At 40.1% G+C, this 18324-nt stretch carries 20 protein-coding genes; 12 read left to right on the top strand and 8 right to left on the bottom strand.

What is annotated here, in order from left to right:
• The 5 genes from H9X96_RS03095 to H9X96_RS03075 form a co-directional block, all read right to left on the bottom strand.
• Entirely contained in the window at positions 1–3117 is a 3117-nt protein-coding gene (locus tag H9X96_RS03095; RefSeq protein ID WP_187664854.1) for an efflux RND transporter permease subunit, read from the bottom strand.
• 28 nt (positions 3118–3145) lie between these two features.
• Positions 3146–4240 carry an efflux RND transporter periplasmic adaptor subunit gene (locus tag H9X96_RS03090; RefSeq protein ID WP_187664853.1) on the bottom strand — a complete coding sequence of 365 codons (1095 nt, stop codon included), beginning with the start codon at positions 4238–4240 and terminating at the stop codon, positions 3146–3148.
• Between the two features lie 89 nt (positions 4241–4329).
• Positions 4330–5598, bottom strand: coding sequence for a TolC family protein (locus H9X96_RS03085; protein ID WP_187664852.1), 1269 nt, complete (start codon positions 5596–5598; stop codon positions 4330–4332).
• Between the two features lie 123 nt (positions 5599–5721).
• Positions 5722–7080: a HAMP domain-containing sensor histidine kinase gene (locus H9X96_RS03080; protein ID WP_187664851.1), complete on the bottom strand. Its 1359-nt coding sequence runs from the start codon at positions 7078–7080 to the stop codon at positions 5722–5724.
• A gap of 11 nt (positions 7081–7091) precedes the next feature.
• Positions 7092–7775, bottom strand: a complete 684-nt coding sequence (locus H9X96_RS03075) for a response regulator transcription factor (RefSeq protein ID WP_187664850.1) — start codon at positions 7773–7775, stop codon at positions 7092–7094.
• 221 nt (positions 7776–7996) lie between these two features.
• Between H9X96_RS03075 and H9X96_RS03070 the strand changes: the two genes are divergently transcribed.
• Positions 7997–8443 (top strand): KTSC domain-containing protein, encoded by a 447-nt coding sequence (locus H9X96_RS03070; RefSeq protein WP_187664849.1) that lies wholly within the window; start codon positions 7997–7999, stop codon positions 8441–8443.
• A gap of 78 nt (positions 8444–8521) precedes the next feature.
• On the opposite strand, the gene H9X96_RS03065 is transcribed toward H9X96_RS03070, so the two are convergent.
• On the bottom strand, positions 8522–8839 hold the full coding sequence (locus H9X96_RS03065) for a pyrimidine/purine nucleoside phosphorylase (protein ID WP_187664848.1): 318 nt from the start codon (positions 8837–8839) through the stop codon (positions 8522–8524).
• A 396-nt stretch (positions 8840–9235) separates the two neighbouring features.
• Between H9X96_RS03065 and H9X96_RS03060 the strand changes: the two genes are divergently transcribed.
• From H9X96_RS03060 to H9X96_RS03025, 9 genes are all read left to right on the top strand, one after another.
• A complete protein-coding gene (locus tag H9X96_RS03060; protein ID WP_187664847.1) occupies positions 9236–9694 on the top strand; it encodes a GNAT family N-acetyltransferase in 459 nt (152 codons plus the stop codon).
• A gap of 10 nt (positions 9695–9704) precedes the next feature.
• Positions 9705–10172: a VOC family protein gene (locus H9X96_RS03055; protein ID WP_255430966.1), complete on the top strand. Its 468-nt coding sequence runs from the start codon at positions 9705–9707 to the stop codon at positions 10170–10172.
• Between the two features lie 59 nt (positions 10173–10231).
• Positions 10232–12037 (top strand): alpha-L-fucosidase, encoded by a 1806-nt coding sequence (locus H9X96_RS03050; protein ID WP_187664846.1) that lies wholly within the window; start codon positions 10232–10234, stop codon positions 12035–12037.
• Between the two features lie 515 nt (positions 12038–12552).
• Positions 12553–12852, top strand: a complete 300-nt coding sequence (locus H9X96_RS22805) for a hypothetical protein (RefSeq protein ID WP_255430965.1) — start codon at positions 12553–12555, stop codon at positions 12850–12852.
• Positions 12853–12889: 37 nt separating this feature from the next.
• Entirely contained in the window at positions 12890–13066 is a 177-nt protein-coding gene (locus tag H9X96_RS22800) for a hypothetical protein (RefSeq protein WP_255430964.1), read from the top strand.
• A 3-nt stretch (positions 13067–13069) separates the two neighbouring features.
• Entirely contained in the window at positions 13070–13282 is a 213-nt protein-coding gene (locus H9X96_RS03040; protein WP_187664845.1) for a PHP domain-containing protein, read from the top strand.
• A 37-nt stretch (positions 13283–13319) separates the two neighbouring features.
• Positions 13320–13478 (top strand): hypothetical protein, encoded by a 159-nt coding sequence (locus H9X96_RS03035; protein ID WP_187664844.1) that lies wholly within the window; start codon positions 13320–13322, stop codon positions 13476–13478.
• A gap of 106 nt (positions 13479–13584) precedes the next feature.
• Complete coding sequence (locus tag H9X96_RS03030; RefSeq protein ID WP_187664843.1) at positions 13585–14694, top strand: hypothetical protein; 1110 nt, start codon at positions 13585–13587, stop codon at positions 14692–14694.
• Positions 14695–14762: 68 nt separating this feature from the next.
• Positions 14763–15539, top strand: a complete 777-nt coding sequence (locus tag H9X96_RS03025; RefSeq protein WP_187664842.1) for a DNA-formamidopyrimidine glycosylase family protein — start codon at positions 14763–14765, stop codon at positions 15537–15539.
• A gap of 16 nt (positions 15540–15555) precedes the next feature.
• On the opposite strand, the gene H9X96_RS03020 is transcribed toward H9X96_RS03025, so the two are convergent.
• Positions 15556–15930: a hypothetical protein gene (locus H9X96_RS03020; RefSeq protein WP_187664841.1), complete on the bottom strand. Its 375-nt coding sequence runs from the start codon at positions 15928–15930 to the stop codon at positions 15556–15558.
• A gap of 54 nt (positions 15931–15984) precedes the next feature.
• Complete coding sequence (locus H9X96_RS03015; RefSeq protein WP_187664840.1) at positions 15985–16680, bottom strand: LytTR family DNA-binding domain-containing protein; 696 nt, start codon at positions 16678–16680, stop codon at positions 15985–15987.
• 293 nt (positions 16681–16973) lie between these two features.
• Here H9X96_RS03015 and H9X96_RS03010 point away from each other — a divergent pair, with 293 nt between their 5' ends.
• A complete protein-coding gene (locus H9X96_RS03010) occupies positions 16974–17570 on the top strand; it encodes an alpha-ketoglutarate-dependent dioxygenase AlkB (RefSeq protein WP_187664839.1) in 597 nt (198 codons plus the stop codon).
• A 117-nt stretch (positions 17571–17687) separates the two neighbouring features.
• The gene (locus H9X96_RS03005) at positions 17688–18293 is read left to right on the top strand and encodes a TetR/AcrR family transcriptional regulator (protein WP_187664838.1); all 606 of its coding nucleotides are present in this window, start codon (positions 17688–17690) and stop codon (positions 18291–18293) included.
• Positions 18294–18324 lie beyond the last annotated feature (31 nt).

Genomic DNA, 18324 nt, shown 5'->3' with positions numbered 1-18324 from the left:
TTAATGTATTTGATTTACCTTTTTCTGGTATGCCCAATAGAATACTATTGGATATACAAAAAGGTTAAACAGGGTATCGGTAATTAAACCTCCAATCACTACGATGGCCAGTGGTTTTGAAGCTTCAGCACCAATTCCCGTAGACATTGCTGCGGGCATCAGGCCGATAGCTGCCATCATTGCCGTCATCAGTACCGGACGTATTCTGCTCGATACCCCGTCTTTTATCGCATCCGCAAAAGTCCAGTCCGGACGATGCCTCAGCTCTATAATATTGTGCTTGAATTTAGTAATCAGGATTACCCCGTTCTGCACGCAGATCCCAAACAAGGCGATAAAACCGATTCCCGCCGAAATATTAAAGTTAATGCCTGTAGCCAGGATGGCCAATATCCCCCCAACCATTGCAAAAGGCACATTATTCAAAACCAACAGGGAGTCTTTGAAATTACCAAGCAAGACAAATAGAATTAAAAAGATCAGTAATAGACTAATTGGAACGGCCTGAGATAACCTGCTGGTTGCCCTTTGCTGATTCTCAAAATCACCCGCCCATTCCAGTTTATACTCCTTAGGGAGCTTAATCTTCTCATTTACCTTGGCCTGAGCCTCCGCAATGACACTTCCCATATCCCTGCCTCGGATAGAGAATTTAATGGCCCCATAGCGCTGGTGCTTGTCGCGGTAAATCATACTTGGACCCGTTATTTTTTTGATGCTGGCAATTTCTCCTAAAGGTACTTTTGCTCCGGAAATGGTAGGAATGCGCAGTTTGGCAATGTCGCTTTCGTCTTTTCTGAAATCTTCCGGATAGCGGATAATCAGGTCAAACTTCCGTTCTCCTTCATAAATCTGTGTAGCCGCCTTTCCACCAATTGCCATCTCAATCACCGCATTGGCGTCCGCAGTGCTCACCCCATATAAAGCCATTTTATTTTGATCCAGATTGATCTGCAGTTCCGGCTGTCCAAGGTTTCGCAAAATCCCTAAATCTTCAATCCCTTCTACAGTTTTCAGAATGTTCTCAATTTTCTCTTCTTCTTTTTCTATAAACTCGAAATCATTGCCAAACATCTTGACTACAATAGAGCCCTTTACGCCGGAAACAGCTTCTTCAACGTTGTCTGAGATCGGTTGAGAGAAATTCAAACTAATACCCGGAAAACTCTTCAACTTCTCCTGCATCCTTTCGATCAGCTGTTCTTTCGTCTGCTTTCGCTTCCATTCTTTCTTAGGAAAAATATCAACATGGAACTCCATATTGTAAAAGCCGGTCGCATCCGTGCCATCATTCGGTCTGCCGGTCTGCGACATCACCTGCTTGACTTCCTCGAAGCTTAAAAAGATCTTTCTGATGTCATTTGATAGCTTTTTTGTCTCATCCAGGGAGATGCTGAGCGGACCCGTTGCACGGACATAAATAGAGCCTTCATCCAAAGTAGGCAAGAATTCTGTACCCAGAAATCTTGCACTGAACAGCCCCAGAACAAGAAGACCTATAGAAATAACAAATGCCAGTTTTCTGAATTTAAAACACCTATCATAAAACAGAGTCACATATTTAATGACGAACTCCAAAAATATGTTGTGCTTCTCTTTTACATTTTTCTTTAAAAGTACACTAGCCAGTGCCGGTACCAGGGTAAACGTAAGGAGCAGCGCACCGAGTAAAGCAAAACTTAGCGTCCATGCCAATGGGGAAAACATTTTTCCTTCCACTTTCTCAAACGTGAAGATTGGCAGTAAACCGGTAATGATGATCAGCTTGGCAAAGAAAATCCCTTTTCCATTCTCCAAAGCTGCTTTTTTGATCAATCCCAATTTACTCAGGCGGTTGAATTTCTCCATGCCTATCTTTTTGGCTTTATGGTCGAGGGCAACAAAAATGCCCTCAACCATGACTACCGCACCATCAATAATGATTCCGAAGTCAATTGCCCCCATAGATAGTAAGTTGGCCGACATCCCCTTTACTTTCAGGCAGATGAAGGCAAATAATAAGGCTAAAGGAATAACAATAGATACAATTAAGGTGGTGCGCCAATCTGCCATGAACAGAAACACGATGAGGGTCACAAAAATAATTCCCTCCATCATATTACCTATGACCGTATGCGTAGCATAGTTAACCAGGTCTTCCCGGTCATAGAAAGGATTGATCTTTACGTCTCCTGGGAGTATGTTGTGATTGATGTCTTTAATCTTTTCTTTCAGCTTGCTGATCACCTCGCTTGGGTTTTCTCCTTTGCGCATCACCACGATCCCTTCAACCACGTCGGGATCGAGGTCTCGGCCTACCTGTCCTAACCGCGGTAAGGCCGATTCTGCCACTTCAGCGATTGTTTTAACGTAAACAGGGGTTCCGTTAAAATTATCAACCACTACATTTTTAATTTCGTCAATATTGTTCAATATCCCGATTCCACGAACTACATATGCCTGTCCGCCCTGAACAATAACATCCCCGCCAACATTGATATTGCTCTTGGAAACTGCTTCAAATAATTCAGTCGCGCTGACTCCGTATTGTAGCGCTTTTTGAGGATCTACAGTGATTTGATAAGATTTGACCTCTCCACCAAAACTAACTACATCAGCGATGCCTGGAACGGAAAGTAATTCCCGCTGGATCACCCAGTCCTGCAGGGTTTTTAACTCCCTGACCGATTTCTGATCACTGCTCAAGGTATAACGGAAGATCTCTCCTGTAGGCCCATAAGGGGGTTGTATCTCAGGCTTCAGCCCCTCCGGTAAATCAGCCTCGTCAATATGGTTGTTTACTTGAACCCTGGCCTCTGCATAATCTACATTGTCTTCAAACGTGATTTTTACGATAGATAAACCAAAGAGAGAGGAGGATCGGATACTGGTCCTTTTCTCTGTAGGATTCATGGCGATCTCTAAAGGTCTGCTCACAAACTTTTCGACCTCTTCTGCACTTCGTCCGGGCCATTGGGTAATGATGGTAATATTGGTATTGGTCACATCGGGGAAAGCTTCAATCGTAGTATGTTTGAAACTAAAGTACCCTGCAAGGATCAAAATGAAAGTGGCAAAGAAAATAAAATACTTGTTGTTTAGCGAAAAGCCGATGATGTTCTTAATGAATTTATTCATTACAGCTGTTTTTTTAGTGATGAATAGTTTAGTTTTTTAGGCTCTCGAATAGCAAGACCTGCTTGGAAGCAACCACACGGTCACCAGCCTTCAGTCCTTTACTGATATAGGCTTTGTTGGCGCTCTTACGGCCAATTTCTATTTCCTGAATGCGTAATTTACTAGTGCCATCTACCACCAGTACATAGTTTTTGTTGTCGTCGAAAATGATGCCTCTGGAATTTACCAGGGGAAGATCTGATCCTGAATTCGCAGAAATCATTACGGTAGCCATCATCCCGGGTTTTAATAAATAACCAGGATTGGCGATGCTGACCCTGGCATTCATCACCTTACTTTCATTATCGATCATATTGTAAATCTTATCGATCTTTCCTGTGAAAGTTTTTTCTGGATAGGAGAGGATAGATAGGTGTACTAAGTTCCCTTCTTTGATTCTGGAGATATCGGATTCATAGATATTCACCATCGCCCATACTGTAGACAGGTCCGCTACGGTAAATAGGTTTTTATCGTTGTCAGGACGCAGCTGCATATTTGCATTTACATTTTTCTCTATAATGAATCCAGATAAAGGTGATTTAATGGTGTAATTACCGCTGCTGTTCCCGCCGTTTAATTTTAAGGTAGCACTGGCGCGTTTATTTTCTGCCTGTTTGATCAGAAAATCGTTTTTAGCTTCTTCTAATTCTCTGGCTGATGACAAACCGCTTTTATAAAGCTCTTCTGCTTGTTTCACTTGTCGCTCCGCATTTTTCAATTCTGCAGCAGCACTGATCACCTCTTTATCAAATCCAGCCATTTCTGAACTACCCATAGTGGCCAATACTTGTCCTGCGCTTACTTTATCGCCCAGTCGCACTGGAACACTGCGCAGCACACCGCTGACCATAGGGAAAATCTCGGCTTTACGCTCTTCATTTGCGGTGATTTTTGCAGAAAAACTCAAATTAGTCTTACTATTTGCTTCTTGTACAGTATCAATTAACAACTTGTTGATGAGAGAATCGGTCACTGCAAATTTCTCTGATACTGGTGCTTCTTTTGAGCTGGTACAACTCTGACTGGCGATAACCAATCCAATGAAAGAGAGTTTGCTGATGTTTTTTATAAAGATATGCATGTGGAACTATTTAAAATGGGTGTAGCTTAATTTAGAACTGGATTTTATTTATTTAAGGATAGCGGTAAGGGTGTTCATCGGGAAAAAGCTTATTTGAAAATGGCAGATCCGGTTACGTAATTAATTTCTTCCTTGGCATTCATCCGTTCATATTTCAAACGGTTGAGCTGTAAGGTGTTTTCTTTATAGGAATCATAGAAATCCAAAAACTCAATCAGGCTGATGTTTCTGCTACGGTAGTTTTTAGTCACTTCATGAATGAGTTTTGTGAAATCTGTACTGAAATTATGATCCAGACTTTGGTATAAACCTTCTGTTCTTATCGCAGATTTATAGCTGTTGTACACCTCGTTTTCCAAGGCGTTTTCCTGTTGCTGGATGCCAATATTGCCCGCTTCTATCGCAATTTTAGCTTTCTTGATTTCTCCCTGATTCCTATTGAAAAGCGGCAATGGAATTTTAATGCCTAAACCTGTATATTTTTCTGGATAATTACCTTTCAAATCATAGCTGAGCGAAAGTTCTACGTCAGGAATGGCATTGGCTTTTTGGACACGCAGGTTATTTTCCGCGTAGCTGACTGTTGTTTTTGCCAGCTGCAAATCTGCACGGTTTGCTTTTGCACTTTCCAGCAATTGTAGATAAGGCTGTTTTTCAAATGAAAAGTTCTGCTCATCCTCAGCAGGAACAGTCAGTTGCAAAACCACATCAGCTTTGATATTGGTCATCAGCTTTAAAGAGGTCTCCATATCCTCAATATCATTGAGTAAACTGATGTATTCTGCTTTTAAGTTGTAGACCAGAGATTTAATTCTGATGATGTCCTTAAGGGCAATATTGCCCAGTTTAAGCTGCTGTTCTGAGGCCTGTAAAAGTTGTTCCAGCGAAACGATCTGCTGCTGGTAAATGGCGGCAGACTGCTGCGCATAATAGGCCTTGTAAAAATCACTACGCAGGTTATAGCGCAAAGTGCGCATCAGGTCGAAATAAGCGTATTCAGATAGTTTAACCCCAGTATTGGCCAGTTGGATGTTCTTGTTTCTTTTTCCCGCCAGTTTAATCAGCTGAGAAATCTGTGCGTTGTATTGCCCATAAGCCATAGAGGTTTGAAAGAATTTTTTCGTCTCATGGTTGTAGAAAAGACTCTCATAGCTTAGCTCCGGATTGTCGAAAAGTTTGGCTGTGATGATTTCAGCTTTCGCTTCTTCTGTTTGGTAATTTTGAGCAATAAGCTCGTAGTTTCCCTTGATAAATAATTGCTCGGCTTCCCGGAGACTAAGTCTTAGGTTGTCTTGTGCCATACCTGTCGCACTAAATCCCAGAATGAGCAAGCTGCTCAGAATTAATTGTCTTTTCATCTCCTACAAAGCTATCTGGAGTGAATTAAACCCTAATTAAAGAGAAATTAAAAGGGGATTAAAATTGAGTGTGTAGGGTTTTGAAGTCCGAAACATGACCAGCCCCTAGGTTAGACAGGCAGATTAAGGTTTAGGAAAACGAAGAATAAAACGGGCTCCATCGCCTTCTTTTGATTGTACGGTCAGTGATCCTTTAAATAGAGTAATGATTTTATGTGCCATATAAAGCCCCATTCCATTGCCTTCATGTCTGTTTTCTGCACTAAAACTGTAAAAAGGTTTAAAAATTTCTGTATGGATAGCTTTAGGAATTCCCGGGCCTTTATCCTTAATGGAGATGACGGTTTCTTGCTCTTGTATATCCAGTAAACAATGTACATCCTGATGGTCGGAGAATTTAAAAGCATTGGAAATGATATTGTTTAAAGCGATGCCCAACAGGGTCGGGTTGGCTTTGATTAGTAGCTCGGCAGGATCTTCCGGCATGTTTTGAATGTCTACCAACAGCTTAGCCCTTTCTTTTTTGTTCCATTCTTCCGATATGGCCCAGAGGCTTTCGTCAATTCTGATTTCCTGTAATTCCGGCGCAGCAAATTCCAGGTCTGCCTGTGCAAGGTTGAGCAGACCAGTGATGATATTGTCCATTTTTTCGGAATCTTCCATCACAGAAAGTAAAGCTTTTTTATAATCCTCAATTTGTCTTTCTTGTGATAAGGTAATTTCTGCAGCAATCATCATTCTGGTAATCGGAGTTCTCAGCTCATGAGAAGCATTGGCAATAAAAGTTTTCTGCAGTACAAAAGCCTGCTCCAAATGCTCCATGAGGTTGTTGAAATTCTGGGCAAGCAGGCTGATCTCGTCCTTATTATTTCCCTCCTGCACTCTAAAATGGAGGTTGCTGGACTTGATTTGCTTTACATCATCTATAAACCGATCCAGCGGTTTTAATATTTTCTTGGCAATCCACCTTCCAGACAGCAGCAGCCCAATAAATATGAACACAAAAATCATCACCATGATTTTCTGCAGCTTGTCTATTCTGAGGTGTGTACTTTGGTCTATACCAGAGGCGAGGATCACGAAATCGCCCTGATTGTCTTTATAAAAGATGCCGACCACCTGCCTGTCGCCATCAATAAATTGAATTTTCTTGTTTTTTCTAACTTTCTCGATCGTTTCATGACTCCAATATTGCTGGTCGTCCCCGATAAAAGTAGCCCTGTTTTTTGAATTGTAAATCCTGATTACCTCTCCATTTAAGGTTTTCAGGTATTGATTTCTGACCGTATTCAGTGAATCCGCAGAGATCTCATCTGCTTCCAGATAGAGTTTGGCCGTAACCATGGTCCGGTCGGTTAGCCGCTCAAAGAAATCAGCTTCTAAAAATTTGATGAAAGTGAAATAGACCGCACACAATACCGCCAGCAGGGTTAATGTACTGATGAGGGTAAAATATAAAGAAAGGCGGTCTTTCAGTTTCATGAAAAATATGTTTATTTAAGGATATAGCCCATACCGATTTTGGTATGGATCAATTTACGGGCAAAACCTTTTTCTATTTTTTTACGTAGAAAATTGATGTAAACATCAATCACATTGGTACCCGTGTCAAAACTAATGTCCCAGGCGTTTTCCGCAATGTATTGTCGGGAAAGCAAGCGATTTGGATTGCGCAGGAACAATTCCAGCAACGTATGTTCTTTTGCGGTGAGCTCAATAAGTACCCCGCCTCTTTTAACTTCTTTGCTGTAAGTATTCAGACTGATGTCGTCAAAACTTAAAATATGATCTTCCACATTGCTGCCACTTACCCCATGCTGCCTGCGCAGTAGGGCCTCTATTCTGGCCAGTAACTCCTTGAAATGAAATGGCTTCACCAGGTAATCGTCTGCGCCGGAGTTTAATCCTGTCACCTTATCGTCAATTGTGCCCAATGCAGTGAGCATTAAGATGGGCAGATTTTTATCGGTAAGACGCAATGATTTACAAACTGCAATGCCATTTAATCCAGGCATCATGATGTCCAGAATCACCAGGTGAAATTCCTGATCTTTAAATGTTTTTAAGGCCTGTTCCCCGTTAGGTTCAATGGTAACCAGGTATCCCTGCTCTTCTAATCCGGTTTTTATCAATCCGGCTATTTTAAGGTCATCTTCTGCTAATCCGATTTTAAACATACCTGAAAAATGGTTTTTGTTGAAGGCACAAATGTAATTTAAAAATAGGCATCCTGATTAATTCTTCCTATCTCACAGACTATCAATTGATTTGTTAATACAATCTTACTCTTTCTTTAATATAAAAAAGCGTATCTTTGCAAAATATTGTTTGAATGGAGCAGATTTACCCTAAAAAACAGGCTGCTTTTCAAAGGCAATAATTGCCATTAAAAATATTTATGAAGAAGATTGTTGACTACAGAAAGCTATTAGGTGTACAAAAGGATGCCGAATTAAAAGAATTGAAGACCATTTACAGGAATTTGATGAAAGACTGGCACCCGGATAAATTCCAGGATAGTGAAGAAGCTAAAGTGGAAGCGGAAGCTAAAAGTAAGGAAATCATTGAAGCATATCATTTCTTAGTAAGTATTGCTCCTGAAACATTAGAGCTTTCTATTGAAGAATATACGCAAACTACTGCAAATTGCGGTATTGCTGATTATACTTGGGCAGGTCTGGTTTTAACCGTTCATTTCCTGGATGGCAGCGCTTATGAATATTTCGGTGTTCCTAAAGCTGTTTACGTGAAATTGGTTAATGCTGATTCTCCAGGTAGATTCGCACGTCGTCATATCTTCAATTCATTCCCATATAGAAATATAGCTAAACTTCAAACTGCATAAGCGCAGTTTTTAGTCACATTATATATTTAATTTCCTTAAAAGGGGTTACAGGCAGGGTGCTTTGTAACCCCTTTTCTATTAGGCGTAGTAACAGATGTAAGCTACATCTGCTTCGCAGTGTACCTCGAAAGAACTTTCCGCAGGAACTTCAAACGATTCCTGTGCCTCATATTGCTGCTGGTCATCCTTACCAGAAAATCGAACCTGCATGCGGCCCGAAATGACTAACATGGTTTCTGGCGAAGATGCTGAAAATGTATAACTTCCTGTTTTCATGACCCCAACGGTGGCCTTACCTGTTGGCGTTTCCAGACCAAGACTTTGAACTTTGCCTTCAAAATAAACATTATGGGATACGATTTCTGCTGCCGGGGCAGTATTGTGGGGATTACTCATGGTTTAGATCTTCTTTTGTTAAGGGGGAATTTATTTATTCATTAATCAATAGTTGTATTTTCATCCCGTTCTTTGATTCGGGGTCTGTCGCTTCTAATCCGTTTTTTATGCACCTTAAAATTTAGCGGTCTACTTTATTTCGCCATTTAGTCGCTTCAAATTATTGCTTCAGCTAAAGTGTTTAAAACAAATGTATTGAATAAGATTACAATAAAAATTAAACTTGATTTAGACCCCGCATCTACCTTTTTATTTTTCAACCAATTTTAGTTTCTAGCTTGTCTTTATTTAACCTGTATAAGGATGTTGTTATTTTTCAGCCATGTTGAAAATCAGCTGGAAAAACTTATTTTTACTTTTACCGAATCACTAAGCCGGAATAACCAATTTATAAACATGAACAATATCAATATTAGAGCACATCATCCTGAAGATAGACCACATCTCCTCAATTTACTCAGGTTAAATACACCAGAATATTTCTCGCCAGAAGAGGAAGCTGATTTGATTGATTATTTAAACCATTTCGCCGATAATTATTACGTATTGGAAATAGATGGCGAGATTCTTGGCTGCGGTGGCTTCAATTTATCCGAAGATGGCGAAACCGGTAAAATTTCCTGGGACATCTTTCATCCAGACAGCCAGGGAAAAGGACTGGGTACCGCATTAACGAAGTTTAGAATTCGGAAGATTAAAGAAATCGATAGTGTAAAAATCCTCTCGGTCAGAACTTCGCAAATGGCTTATAAATTCTATGAGAAATTTGGCCTGGAACTCAGAGAGGTCGTTAAGGATTATTGGGACGTTGGTTTTGACTTATACCGACTGGACAGAGATATTCATTTAGTTTAAAACAAAAATCATGAAGCTTTTTACCCTCATCCTTGTATTGACTATAACAATTCATTCTTTTCAAGACAGCAAAGCACAAAACATGCAAAAAACAAGCCCGGCCATATTAAATCATATTGCAGTATACGTAACTGATTTGGAGAAATCTACAGATTTCTATAAAAATACATTTGAATTGAACCAGATTCCCGAACCTTTTCATGATGGCAGACATACCTGGTTTAGTCTGGGAGCTGCCGGACAGCTTCATTTAATACAAGGTGCAAAAGGGAAAGGGAATTTTGATAAAAATGAGCACTTGTGTTTTAGTGTTGCGGCTATTGATCCCTTTATTGAAAAGCTAAACGCAAGTCATATTCCTTATGAAGACTGGGGAGGGACTGCGCATAGCATCACACTAAGAGTAGATGGCATCAAACAGATCTATTTTCAGGATCCCGATGGGCATTGGCTGGAAGTAAATGATGACTATAAATAAAAAACTTAAACAACAACCAGGTTGGTAAGGAACCTGAGAAACTAAACACAAACACATCAATGAAAAAGGTAATTGTAATGCTCATGCTGCTTTTAACAGTAGGAAGGGTAATTGCCCAGGAAGAACCGAAACCCTATGAAGGGGTGCCAGGCTGGGTAGAAACAAAAGATCAGCGGATGAAGTGGTTCAATGATGCCCGCTTTGGAATGTTTATTCATTGGGGTTTATACAGTGCTGCCGGTGGTTCCTGGAAGGGTAAACAATATCCGCAGCATTATGCCGAATGGATCCAGACCTGGGCACAGGTGCCCAGTAAAGAATATGCAGAGGAGCTGAAACCAAAGTTTACCGCCTCAAAATTTAATGCTGCGGATTGGGCCGCATTGGCCAAAGAAGCAGGAATGAAATATATGGTGATCACTTCCAGACACCATGAAGGATTTAGCATCTTCAACAGTAAACAACCTTATTCCCTAAATAACAGCATTACCGGAGGCACCAATGTCTCCCCGAAAGGAAGAGATTTATATGGAGAAACGGTGGCAGCATTTAAAAAAGAAGGCCTGAAAATTGGCGCTTACTATTCTCTTTTGGATTGGCAGCACCCTGATTCTTACGATAAGTTTGTCGCGAATGCTCCTAAGGAAAATCCCAACTATGAGGTGTATAAAGATTACCTGTACGGACAAATTAAAGAACTGGCCAATAACTACGGTAAAATGGATATTCTTTGGTTGGATTTCAGCTCAAAAAACCGACAGGGAGAAACCTGGGGCACCAAACGCATCCTAACTGACCTGATCAAATGGCAGCCGGGTATCCTGGTGAATAATCGCTTCTGGGATGGCCTGGAGAATAAAAATGGAGATATGGGAACACCAGAAAAATATGTTCCACCAACAGGATTGCCTGGGATGAACTGGGAAGTGAGCCATACCACCAATGAGAGTTACGGCTATAGCGCACATGATAAAAATTGGAAATCTTATGATAAGATGATGCGCCTGTTTATCGAAACTGTGAGTAAAGGAGGGAACTTCCTTTTAAATGTAGGCCCAGATGCGGAAGGAGTAATTCCTGAGCCGGCAGTGGCGATCTTAAAGCAAATCGGAGCCTGGATGAAGGTCAACAATGAAGCGGTTTATGGAACTACAGCAAGTCCATTCCAGCCTTTAGAATGGGGGTATGCCACACAGAAAGCAGGGAAACTTTACCTGGAAGTGTTTGATGCACCAAAAGATGGGGCTTTAGAAGTACCTCTCTCTAATACGGTTGCTAAAGCCTATATCTTAGGCGCTAAAGGAAAAACATTAGCAGTAAAAACAACTGCCAAAGGAAAGGTAGTTCAATTGCCGGCAGACTTTTCAGGCCCTAAACCAATGGTGCTGGTGCTAGAAGTCAAAGGAGCACCAAAAGCATTGAATAACCGCGTAAGCTCATTGTCGGATGGCAGGATTGTACTCACTGCAAACCAGGCACAGCTGACTGGAAATGGAGGAATTAAATTGAAAGGAGCATCCACACATGATCCTAACAGACCAAATACCATCGCTTTCTGGACCAATAAATCAGATGCCGCGCATTGGGATATGAAAGTTCAGCGCCCAGGTAAGTATAAAGTAATGGTCAATTACTTTGAAAATGCAAATACTGGTGGAGACCTGAATATTGCTCTGGAAAAAAACACCTTAAATTATACCCTTCCTAGCTCAGAGACTCCTGGTTTCAAAGACGTCGAGGCAGGTGTAATTGATATTTCTCAGCAAGCAATCGGAGCAGAATCGCTGAGGTTACAGCTGAAAATTTTAACGATAAAAGGCCAGTCGATGGCTGAAATTAGCAGCATTACGCTGATTCCAATGTAAAGGAAGGTATTTTATAAATGATATTAAAGGGCTGGAAATTTAACGATTTCTGGCCCTTTTTATGAATGTACCCCGTCCAAAAATACCCTTAAAGATCTTTTAAGGTTGCAGCAGTGCTTCCTGTGTTTTTAACAGGGCTGCTTAGGTTTAGCAATGATTTTTAAAATATGGGTCAGGAAAATGAGGAGCAGCAGCGCGGTGATTAATAAACAGCTGAACAACCAAAAATAGAAATCGACAGTTAAATGTGTCATAATGTTTAATCGGTTCATAGAATGATAATTTAGTATGCTTTTTAGGATAACAGTTCTTGATGGTCACTAAAATACCAGCATTCGCTAAGTCGGAGAAAAGTAATTGATCAGTAGCTAGTACCATTCCACCAAAGACCATTTTAAGCAAACAATCGCTGAATAAAGGAACCTTACTAGTTTTGTGGATACTAATATAGTTAGTAGAACAATTAAAATAGTAAATATTTTAGTATAACTTTGTGGGTATCAAAAAAATATTTCATGACTTCAAACAAACACATCATCCACAGGGATCAGGATGCCTTTTTCGTGTCAGTGAAGGTGAAAAAAGATCCCAGTTTAATTGGAAAACCGGTCATTATTGGCGGGACTTGCGATCGTGGGGTAGTGGCTTCCTGTAGTTATGAAGCTAGAAAGTTTTGGGTAAATGCTGCCATGAGTTCCCGAATGGCAAAAATGCTTTGCCCGCATGCGATTTTTTTGAAAGGGAATATGGATGCTTATTCTAAAGCTTCCTTTGAAATTACGGAGATCTTGAGGGAGCGTGTTCCATTAATATAAAGCCAAAGAATTGTTTCGCCAACTGTATCAAAAACGGATGTTGCTGCGTCTGGTTGGTGTACGGTTGTCTAACCTGTTAACCGGCCATGAACAGATTGATTTATATACTGAATCTCAGGAACAATATCGCCTGTATCAGGCATTAGACAAAATTCGGAATCGATTTGGAGATCAAGCGATTAAACTGGCCTCTACGTTGAATATAGATTTATAGGCCATGTATTTGAATGTCCATTCTCAATATAGCCTGCGTTACGGAACGATGTCTATTCCTAAATTGACCGCAGAAGCACTGTCCCTGGGCATCACTCAATTGGTGCTCACGGATATCAATAGTTCTACTGGTATCATGGAATTTATACGTATCTGTGATGAAAAAGGGATTAAGCCGATTGGAAGAATAGAATTTCGACGCCATAAAACTATATGACACTTGTGGCCGCAAGTTCGATTATTCGCATTCGGTGATGGAAGAGACGCTAGGGGAAGATTACTGGTGTAAAAAAGGGACCACCAAGGTCCATTACATCTTTGAAGATGTGAAACTTCAAAAAGGAAAGAATAAAGTAGCAGTGGTTGCCGGTAAAACCAATTTAAAAGATCCGGTAGACTGGAACCTGATTTAGCTGCTTATAAAAACCCTACCTGTTCGACAGGTAGGGTTTTTAGTTTATAAGTCTTTAATATTTTTATAATTTGCGTATAGTTTAGTGATCTCTTAATCCATTTTTTATGCGCAACTCTTTGTTAGTACTGATCGTATGGTTAGGTACTAGTTTTTTAGCTAAAGCACAGCTGAATATTAATCCAGGCGTGGATACGCTAAATCTAGAGGTGAAGTCTGCACTTCGGTTTTACCAGGGATATTTGGACGAGTTTAAAAAAAATGGATTACCAGATTTTAAGAAATATTGGTCCCTGGCAGACCAGCAGCAATACAAAATCCCTGACCAGATGATTTATGCGATCAGTAGTGATTATCCGACTTATAAAATGGCCGATAAACACTTGATTTTGTACATTAAGCCCAGCAAAGATTACGTTCAACTTAAAACACAATTCAGCTGGCTGGATACTGCAAAGAACATTACCACGCTATGCATCACCAATCACTATGTGAAATTTGATGACAAAGGGCAGCCATATTTTATAAACCCGGTAGCCCTGAACTCGAAGGACTGGAAGACAAAAGTAGTCAGGAATATTACCTATCACTACGCCCCTTACCATACTTTTAACCAGAAAAAAGCAGACAGCCTGCAGCTGCAGATTAAAAAACTAGAAAAGGAATGGGGATTGGGTTCTATTCCAATTACCTATTACTTTGCAGCTACAAATGAGGAAATAGGAAGGCTAAGAGGCTTCGATTATAGTATTGGAATGGGCAATGCGGATAAGCCATCTGGTATTTCTGATCATGTAGACAATCTGGTATATTGTTCTGGCTGGGGAGAGAACTATTTTCATGAAGTGGTGCACATTTATCTCAATCATAAGTATCCAAAATCCCCTTTGCAGGAAGGATTAGCTGTTTTTTATGGCGGATCTTTAGGACAGCAGCTCTCCTGGCATTTGAAACGTCTGAATACTTATTTGATCCAGCATCCGGAGATAGATTTAAATAAATTGGAAGACTTCTGGCAGATGGATAATTTCACCAATCCAGATAGTGCCATACAAGGCATGCTATGTCGCATCGCATTTAAAAAAGGAGGGATAGCAGGTTTGAAGAAAATGATGTCTTACGAAAGCTTGAATGAGATCTTCCAGCAAGAATTTGGTTTGGCACCTGATCAGCTCAATACCGGACTTCGGAAAATAATCAAGGCCGAACAAGAGTAAACGCAAACTATCAACGTTTTGAATTGTTTTAATCTCATAAATGTATGCTCATTTTTGAACTCTTTATTATGCCAGAATTACCAGATTTAGAAGTATTCAGTGCAAACCTTAATGAAGCCTTTGCCGGTAAAAAGTTGATCACAGTACAAGTGCCCAATGATAAAAAATTAAATGTAACTCCTGAAGAATTGAGGGAGGTACTGAACGGACAACTGCTGAAATCGGTGACGCGTTCCGGGAAGGAACTTCATTTTAACTTTGAAAAAGATGTGTTGGCCTTACACCTGATGTTAAGAGGGCAATTGCATTTTTTTGAAGAAATTCATCAGATTAAATATCCGGTGATCGAACTTTATTTTGAGGGAGATCTTGGTTTAGTGATGTCAGATCCGCAAAAGATTGCAGCAGCAACCCTGAATCCAGAGCCTTCAGCTGCTCCGGATGCGCTGGACAGTAAAGTAACACCGGAGTTTTTAAAGGAACATCTAAAAGGAAAAAAAGCAGGTATTAAAGGAGTATTATTAGATCAGCATCAAATCAGAGGAATAGGCAATGCTTACGCCGATGAGATCTTATGGAAAGCCAGGATTTCTCCCTTTTCTATTGCAGGAAAGATTCCGGAAGAAAAGGTTAAAGATTTACATCATGTTATCCATGAAGTGCTGACAGATGCGATAAAGGAAATCAGAAAAGCACATCCGGGAAGCATAACAGGAGAGTTCAGAGATTTTCTGAAAGTACATACACAGCACAACCCCAAAAGTCCAACTGGTGCAGACATCCTCATCCATAAAAGTGGCGCCAGAAAGACTTATTACACAGAGGAACAGCAACTTTTCAATTGATCATTTATGATAAGGACTAACTTAAGGTATGCACTAAGGAAATTGCTTCCTTCCTAGCCTTATTGCATACCGTGGTAATGGTATGTACATGTTTTTTAAGAATTTTATAAGGAGCATCTAAAGCATCCAGGGCTTCAAGTTCAGTTTTTAGCCTGTTTTCTAAACCAAGAATGGAGATACTGGGCAGCATATAATGGGCACTTTGTTTCAGTTGATTAAAATTACCCTCATTGAAATTAGTATTCAATAAATTGAGGTCCTCGAGAATTTGATCAATAAAAATTTCTACAATTTCTTTTTCAAAGGCTAGGTCCCCATTACTAAGGGCTTCAATATAGCTGAGGTCTATATATTCGTAGTCTGGAGCGGTATAGGACTTAAGTCGAGGCATTTGTTGAGTTGCGATAATTAACCATTACAAGCAAAAAATAAGCCAGTTCCTGATTTATAAAATTTGCATGCGTTTATTTAAAGAAGCTCGGTACGCATCGGAAACTGGAACAAAGTTTTTATCCAGCACTAAAGTGCTGCCTTCTAGCGTATCTATTTTACTAACATTAACAATAAAGGAACGGTGGACTCTAATAAAGACACTGTCGGGCAGTTTATCAACCACCGATTTCAGTGTCGAATGAATGAGGTAGGTATGGTCTCTGACGTATATTTTGACGTAATCACCCTGTGCCTCCAGAAATAAAACCTGATCGAGTGCTAACCTTCTGATCGTATTCGAATCTCTGATGAAAATATAGTCCTTATCTCTGATCATAGTTTTGGATGTTCTGGTCTTGACAAACTCCCGCAAGCGTTCCATTGATTGAAGAAACCTGACCGGACTCACAGGTTTAATCATAAAATCAATCACATTAAGGTCGAAGGCATCGGCCGCATAATCCCGATCTGACGTGGTAAAAATAATCATTGGACTACTTTTTCCAAGGCTTTTTACCAATTCCATTCCAGTCATTCCGGGCATCTCAATGTCCAGAAACAGAAGGTCAATAGGATCATGGATAATTTTATTATAAGCTTCTTCGGCAGTGCTGCATTCCCCAGCAAGTATAAGTGAGTTGTCCAAACTGATCAGTTTTTTGAGCGTAGTTCGGGCAATTCTATGATCGTCAACGATAAGGCAATTCATGAGCGTGTAGTTAACCTGGTTCAAAATAGTTATTAATGATCAAAAAATGAAAGTGTTTTTTTGCTCGTTTAACGATCGATGATGCCTTTCTATCTATTCTTACTTTCCCCAAGCGCTAAACCTATTTAATTTTGTCTTACTGAATCGATCAGATCAGACAGATTTTTGAGAGCGGATACGTGGGGGGAAGAATTGCAGATGGTTAAAATACTTCGGTGTTTTCCATCTGCATTATTGTGTAAAGATTATTTTAAATTGAGTTATCTTTAAATAAATTTAGCTTATCACACTCGATGTACGGAGATCATGTAAACCTTCTTCCCATTCCGGGAGAAGCGTTGTTCCTTCCAGGTTTTTTTACGGAAGAAGAAAGTAATGTGTTTTTTGAAGAACTCAGCACTGGTATCGCCTGGAAACAGGAACCAATCCAGATTTTTGGTAAAACAGTTTTACAGCCGCGGTTTACCGCTTTTTATGGAGATCCGGAGCTGAGTTATAGCTATTCTGGTATCACTATGGATGCTTTGCCCTGGACGGAAGCTTTATTGGCGATAAAAGAAAGGATTGAAACGCGTTATCAAGTGAAGTTTAATGTGTGTTTGCTGAACCATTATCGGGATGGGAGCGACAGTATGGGCTGGCATAGAGATAATGAAAAAAGCCTGGGCAGATATCCTTTTATCGCTTCTGTCAGTTTTGGCGCCCACAGAATTTTTCAATTTAGAAGGTATAAAGAAAAACTCCCGATCATTTCCATTGACCTTACTGGGGGGAGTGTGCTGATTATGAAAGGGGAAACCCAGCATTATTGGGAGCATCGCTTGCCAAAAACAGTCAAAGTAACCGAGCCTAGGATCAACCTGACTTTTAGGTTGATTCTGGATAAATAAAGGTACATTATGTGGTCTCTACTGATTGTTGTATTTAAGTCAGAATAGCGGAAAGAGTTTTGTAAATATAATTTACCCATTACTTTTGTTAACGGTGTTAACAAAAGTATACATGATATGGGAATTGCAGAGCGTAAAATCAGACAGAGAGAAGAATTCAGGGCTAGTATTTTAGAAGCAGCGTGGCAGCAAGTCATTTCTGATGGCTGGCAATCTTTATCTATCCGAAAAATCGCAGATGCCATAGAATACAGCATTCCTGTGATTTACAATCACTTTGAAAACAAAGAGGCGATTCTTTTAGAGTTTACAAAAGAAGGTTTCCAGAAACTGGCGGATACCTTGCAGACGGTTAAAGACCAGTATACCGTTCCAGCAGAGCAATTGGAAGCCATGGCCCATGCCTATTGGGATTTCGCATTTGACCATAAAGAATATTATCAATTGATGTTTGGTTTGGGAATTCCTGCCTGCGATCGTGTAAACGAAATCGAAGAATTGAAAAATGCAACCAGCGTGATGATTTCTACCATCAAAACCGCAATTGAGGAAAGCAGTCATCCCGAAACCGATTACTTCTTAAAATACCATACTTATTTGTCTATTCTTCATGGTTTGGTCTCTATTCAGATGATTCAAAAAGAAGGAAAACCAGATGCTGCGAAGAAAATGATCCTTCAAGATGCGATTTCTGGTTTCATTATCTCCATAAACAGGAAGTAATTCTTAATTTTAATCTATCTTATCACCTATA

The sequence above is a fragment of the Pedobacter sp. N36a genome (assembly GCF_014472395.1).
In the GTDB taxonomy this organism is placed as follows: domain Bacteria; phylum Bacteroidota; class Bacteroidia; order Sphingobacteriales; family Sphingobacteriaceae; genus Pedobacter.
Note: the sequence above shows the minus strand (reverse complement) of the source record. Positions and strands in the feature narration are given on the sequence as shown.

What these genes read in the sequence shown, in the direction of transcription:
- H9X96_RS03015 (WP_187664840.1), bottom strand. Translation starts at nt 16,680, where the DNA reads ATGAATTGCCTTATCGTTGACGATCATAGAATTGCCCGAACTACGCTC.
- H9X96_RS22805 (WP_255430965.1), top strand. Translation starts at nt 12,553, where the DNA reads ATGACTTCAAACAAACACATCATCCACAGGGATCAGGATGCCTTTTTC.
- H9X96_RS22800 (WP_255430964.1), top strand. Translation starts at nt 12,890, where the DNA reads ATGTTGCTGCGTCTGGTTGGTGTACGGTTGTCTAACCTGTTAACCGGC.
- H9X96_RS03010 (WP_187664839.1), top strand. Translation starts at nt 16,974, where the DNA reads ATGTACGGAGATCATGTAAACCTTCTTCCCATTCCGGGAGAAGCGTTG.
- H9X96_RS03020 (WP_187664841.1), bottom strand. Translation starts at nt 15,930, where the DNA reads ATGCCTCGACTTAAGTCCTATACCGCTCCAGACTACGAATATATAGAC.
- H9X96_RS03055 (WP_255430966.1), top strand. Translation starts at nt 9,705, where the DNA reads ATGAAGCTTTTTACCCTCATCCTTGTATTGACTATAACAATTCATTCT.
- H9X96_RS03050 (WP_187664846.1), top strand. Translation starts at nt 10,232, where the DNA reads ATGAAAAAGGTAATTGTAATGCTCATGCTGCTTTTAACAGTAGGAAGG.
- H9X96_RS03075 (WP_187664850.1), bottom strand. Translation starts at nt 7,775, where the DNA reads ATGTTTAAAATCGGATTAGCAGAAGATGACCTTAAAATAGCCGGATTG.
- H9X96_RS03025 (WP_187664842.1), top strand. Translation starts at nt 14,763, where the DNA reads ATGCCAGAATTACCAGATTTAGAAGTATTCAGTGCAAACCTTAATGAA.
- H9X96_RS03030 (WP_187664843.1), top strand. Translation starts at nt 13,585, where the DNA reads ATGCGCAACTCTTTGTTAGTACTGATCGTATGGTTAGGTACTAGTTTT.
- H9X96_RS03040 (WP_187664845.1), top strand. Translation starts at nt 13,070, where the DNA reads ATGTATTTGAATGTCCATTCTCAATATAGCCTGCGTTACGGAACGATG.
- H9X96_RS03065 (WP_187664848.1), bottom strand. Translation starts at nt 8,839, where the DNA reads ATGAGTAATCCCCACAATACTGCCCCGGCAGCAGAAATCGTATCCCAT.
- H9X96_RS03080 (WP_187664851.1), bottom strand. Translation starts at nt 7,080, where the DNA reads ATGAAACTGAAAGACCGCCTTTCTTTATATTTTACCCTCATCAGTACA.
- H9X96_RS03085 (WP_187664852.1), bottom strand. Translation starts at nt 5,598, where the DNA reads ATGAAAAGACAATTAATTCTGAGCAGCTTGCTCATTCTGGGATTTAGT.
- H9X96_RS03005 (WP_187664838.1), top strand. Translation starts at nt 17,688, where the DNA reads ATGGGAATTGCAGAGCGTAAAATCAGACAGAGAGAAGAATTCAGGGCT.
- H9X96_RS03090 (WP_187664853.1), bottom strand. Translation starts at nt 4,240, where the DNA reads ATGCATATCTTTATAAAAAACATCAGCAAACTCTCTTTCATTGGATTG.
- H9X96_RS03095 (WP_187664854.1), bottom strand. Translation starts at nt 3,117, where the DNA reads ATGAATAAATTCATTAAGAACATCATCGGCTTTTCGCTAAACAACAAG.
- H9X96_RS03035 (WP_187664844.1), top strand. Translation starts at nt 13,320, where the DNA reads ATGGAAGAGACGCTAGGGGAAGATTACTGGTGTAAAAAAGGGACCACC.
- H9X96_RS03070 (WP_187664849.1), top strand. Translation starts at nt 7,997, where the DNA reads ATGAAGAAGATTGTTGACTACAGAAAGCTATTAGGTGTACAAAAGGAT.
- H9X96_RS03060 (WP_187664847.1), top strand. Translation starts at nt 9,236, where the DNA reads ATGAACAATATCAATATTAGAGCACATCATCCTGAAGATAGACCACAT.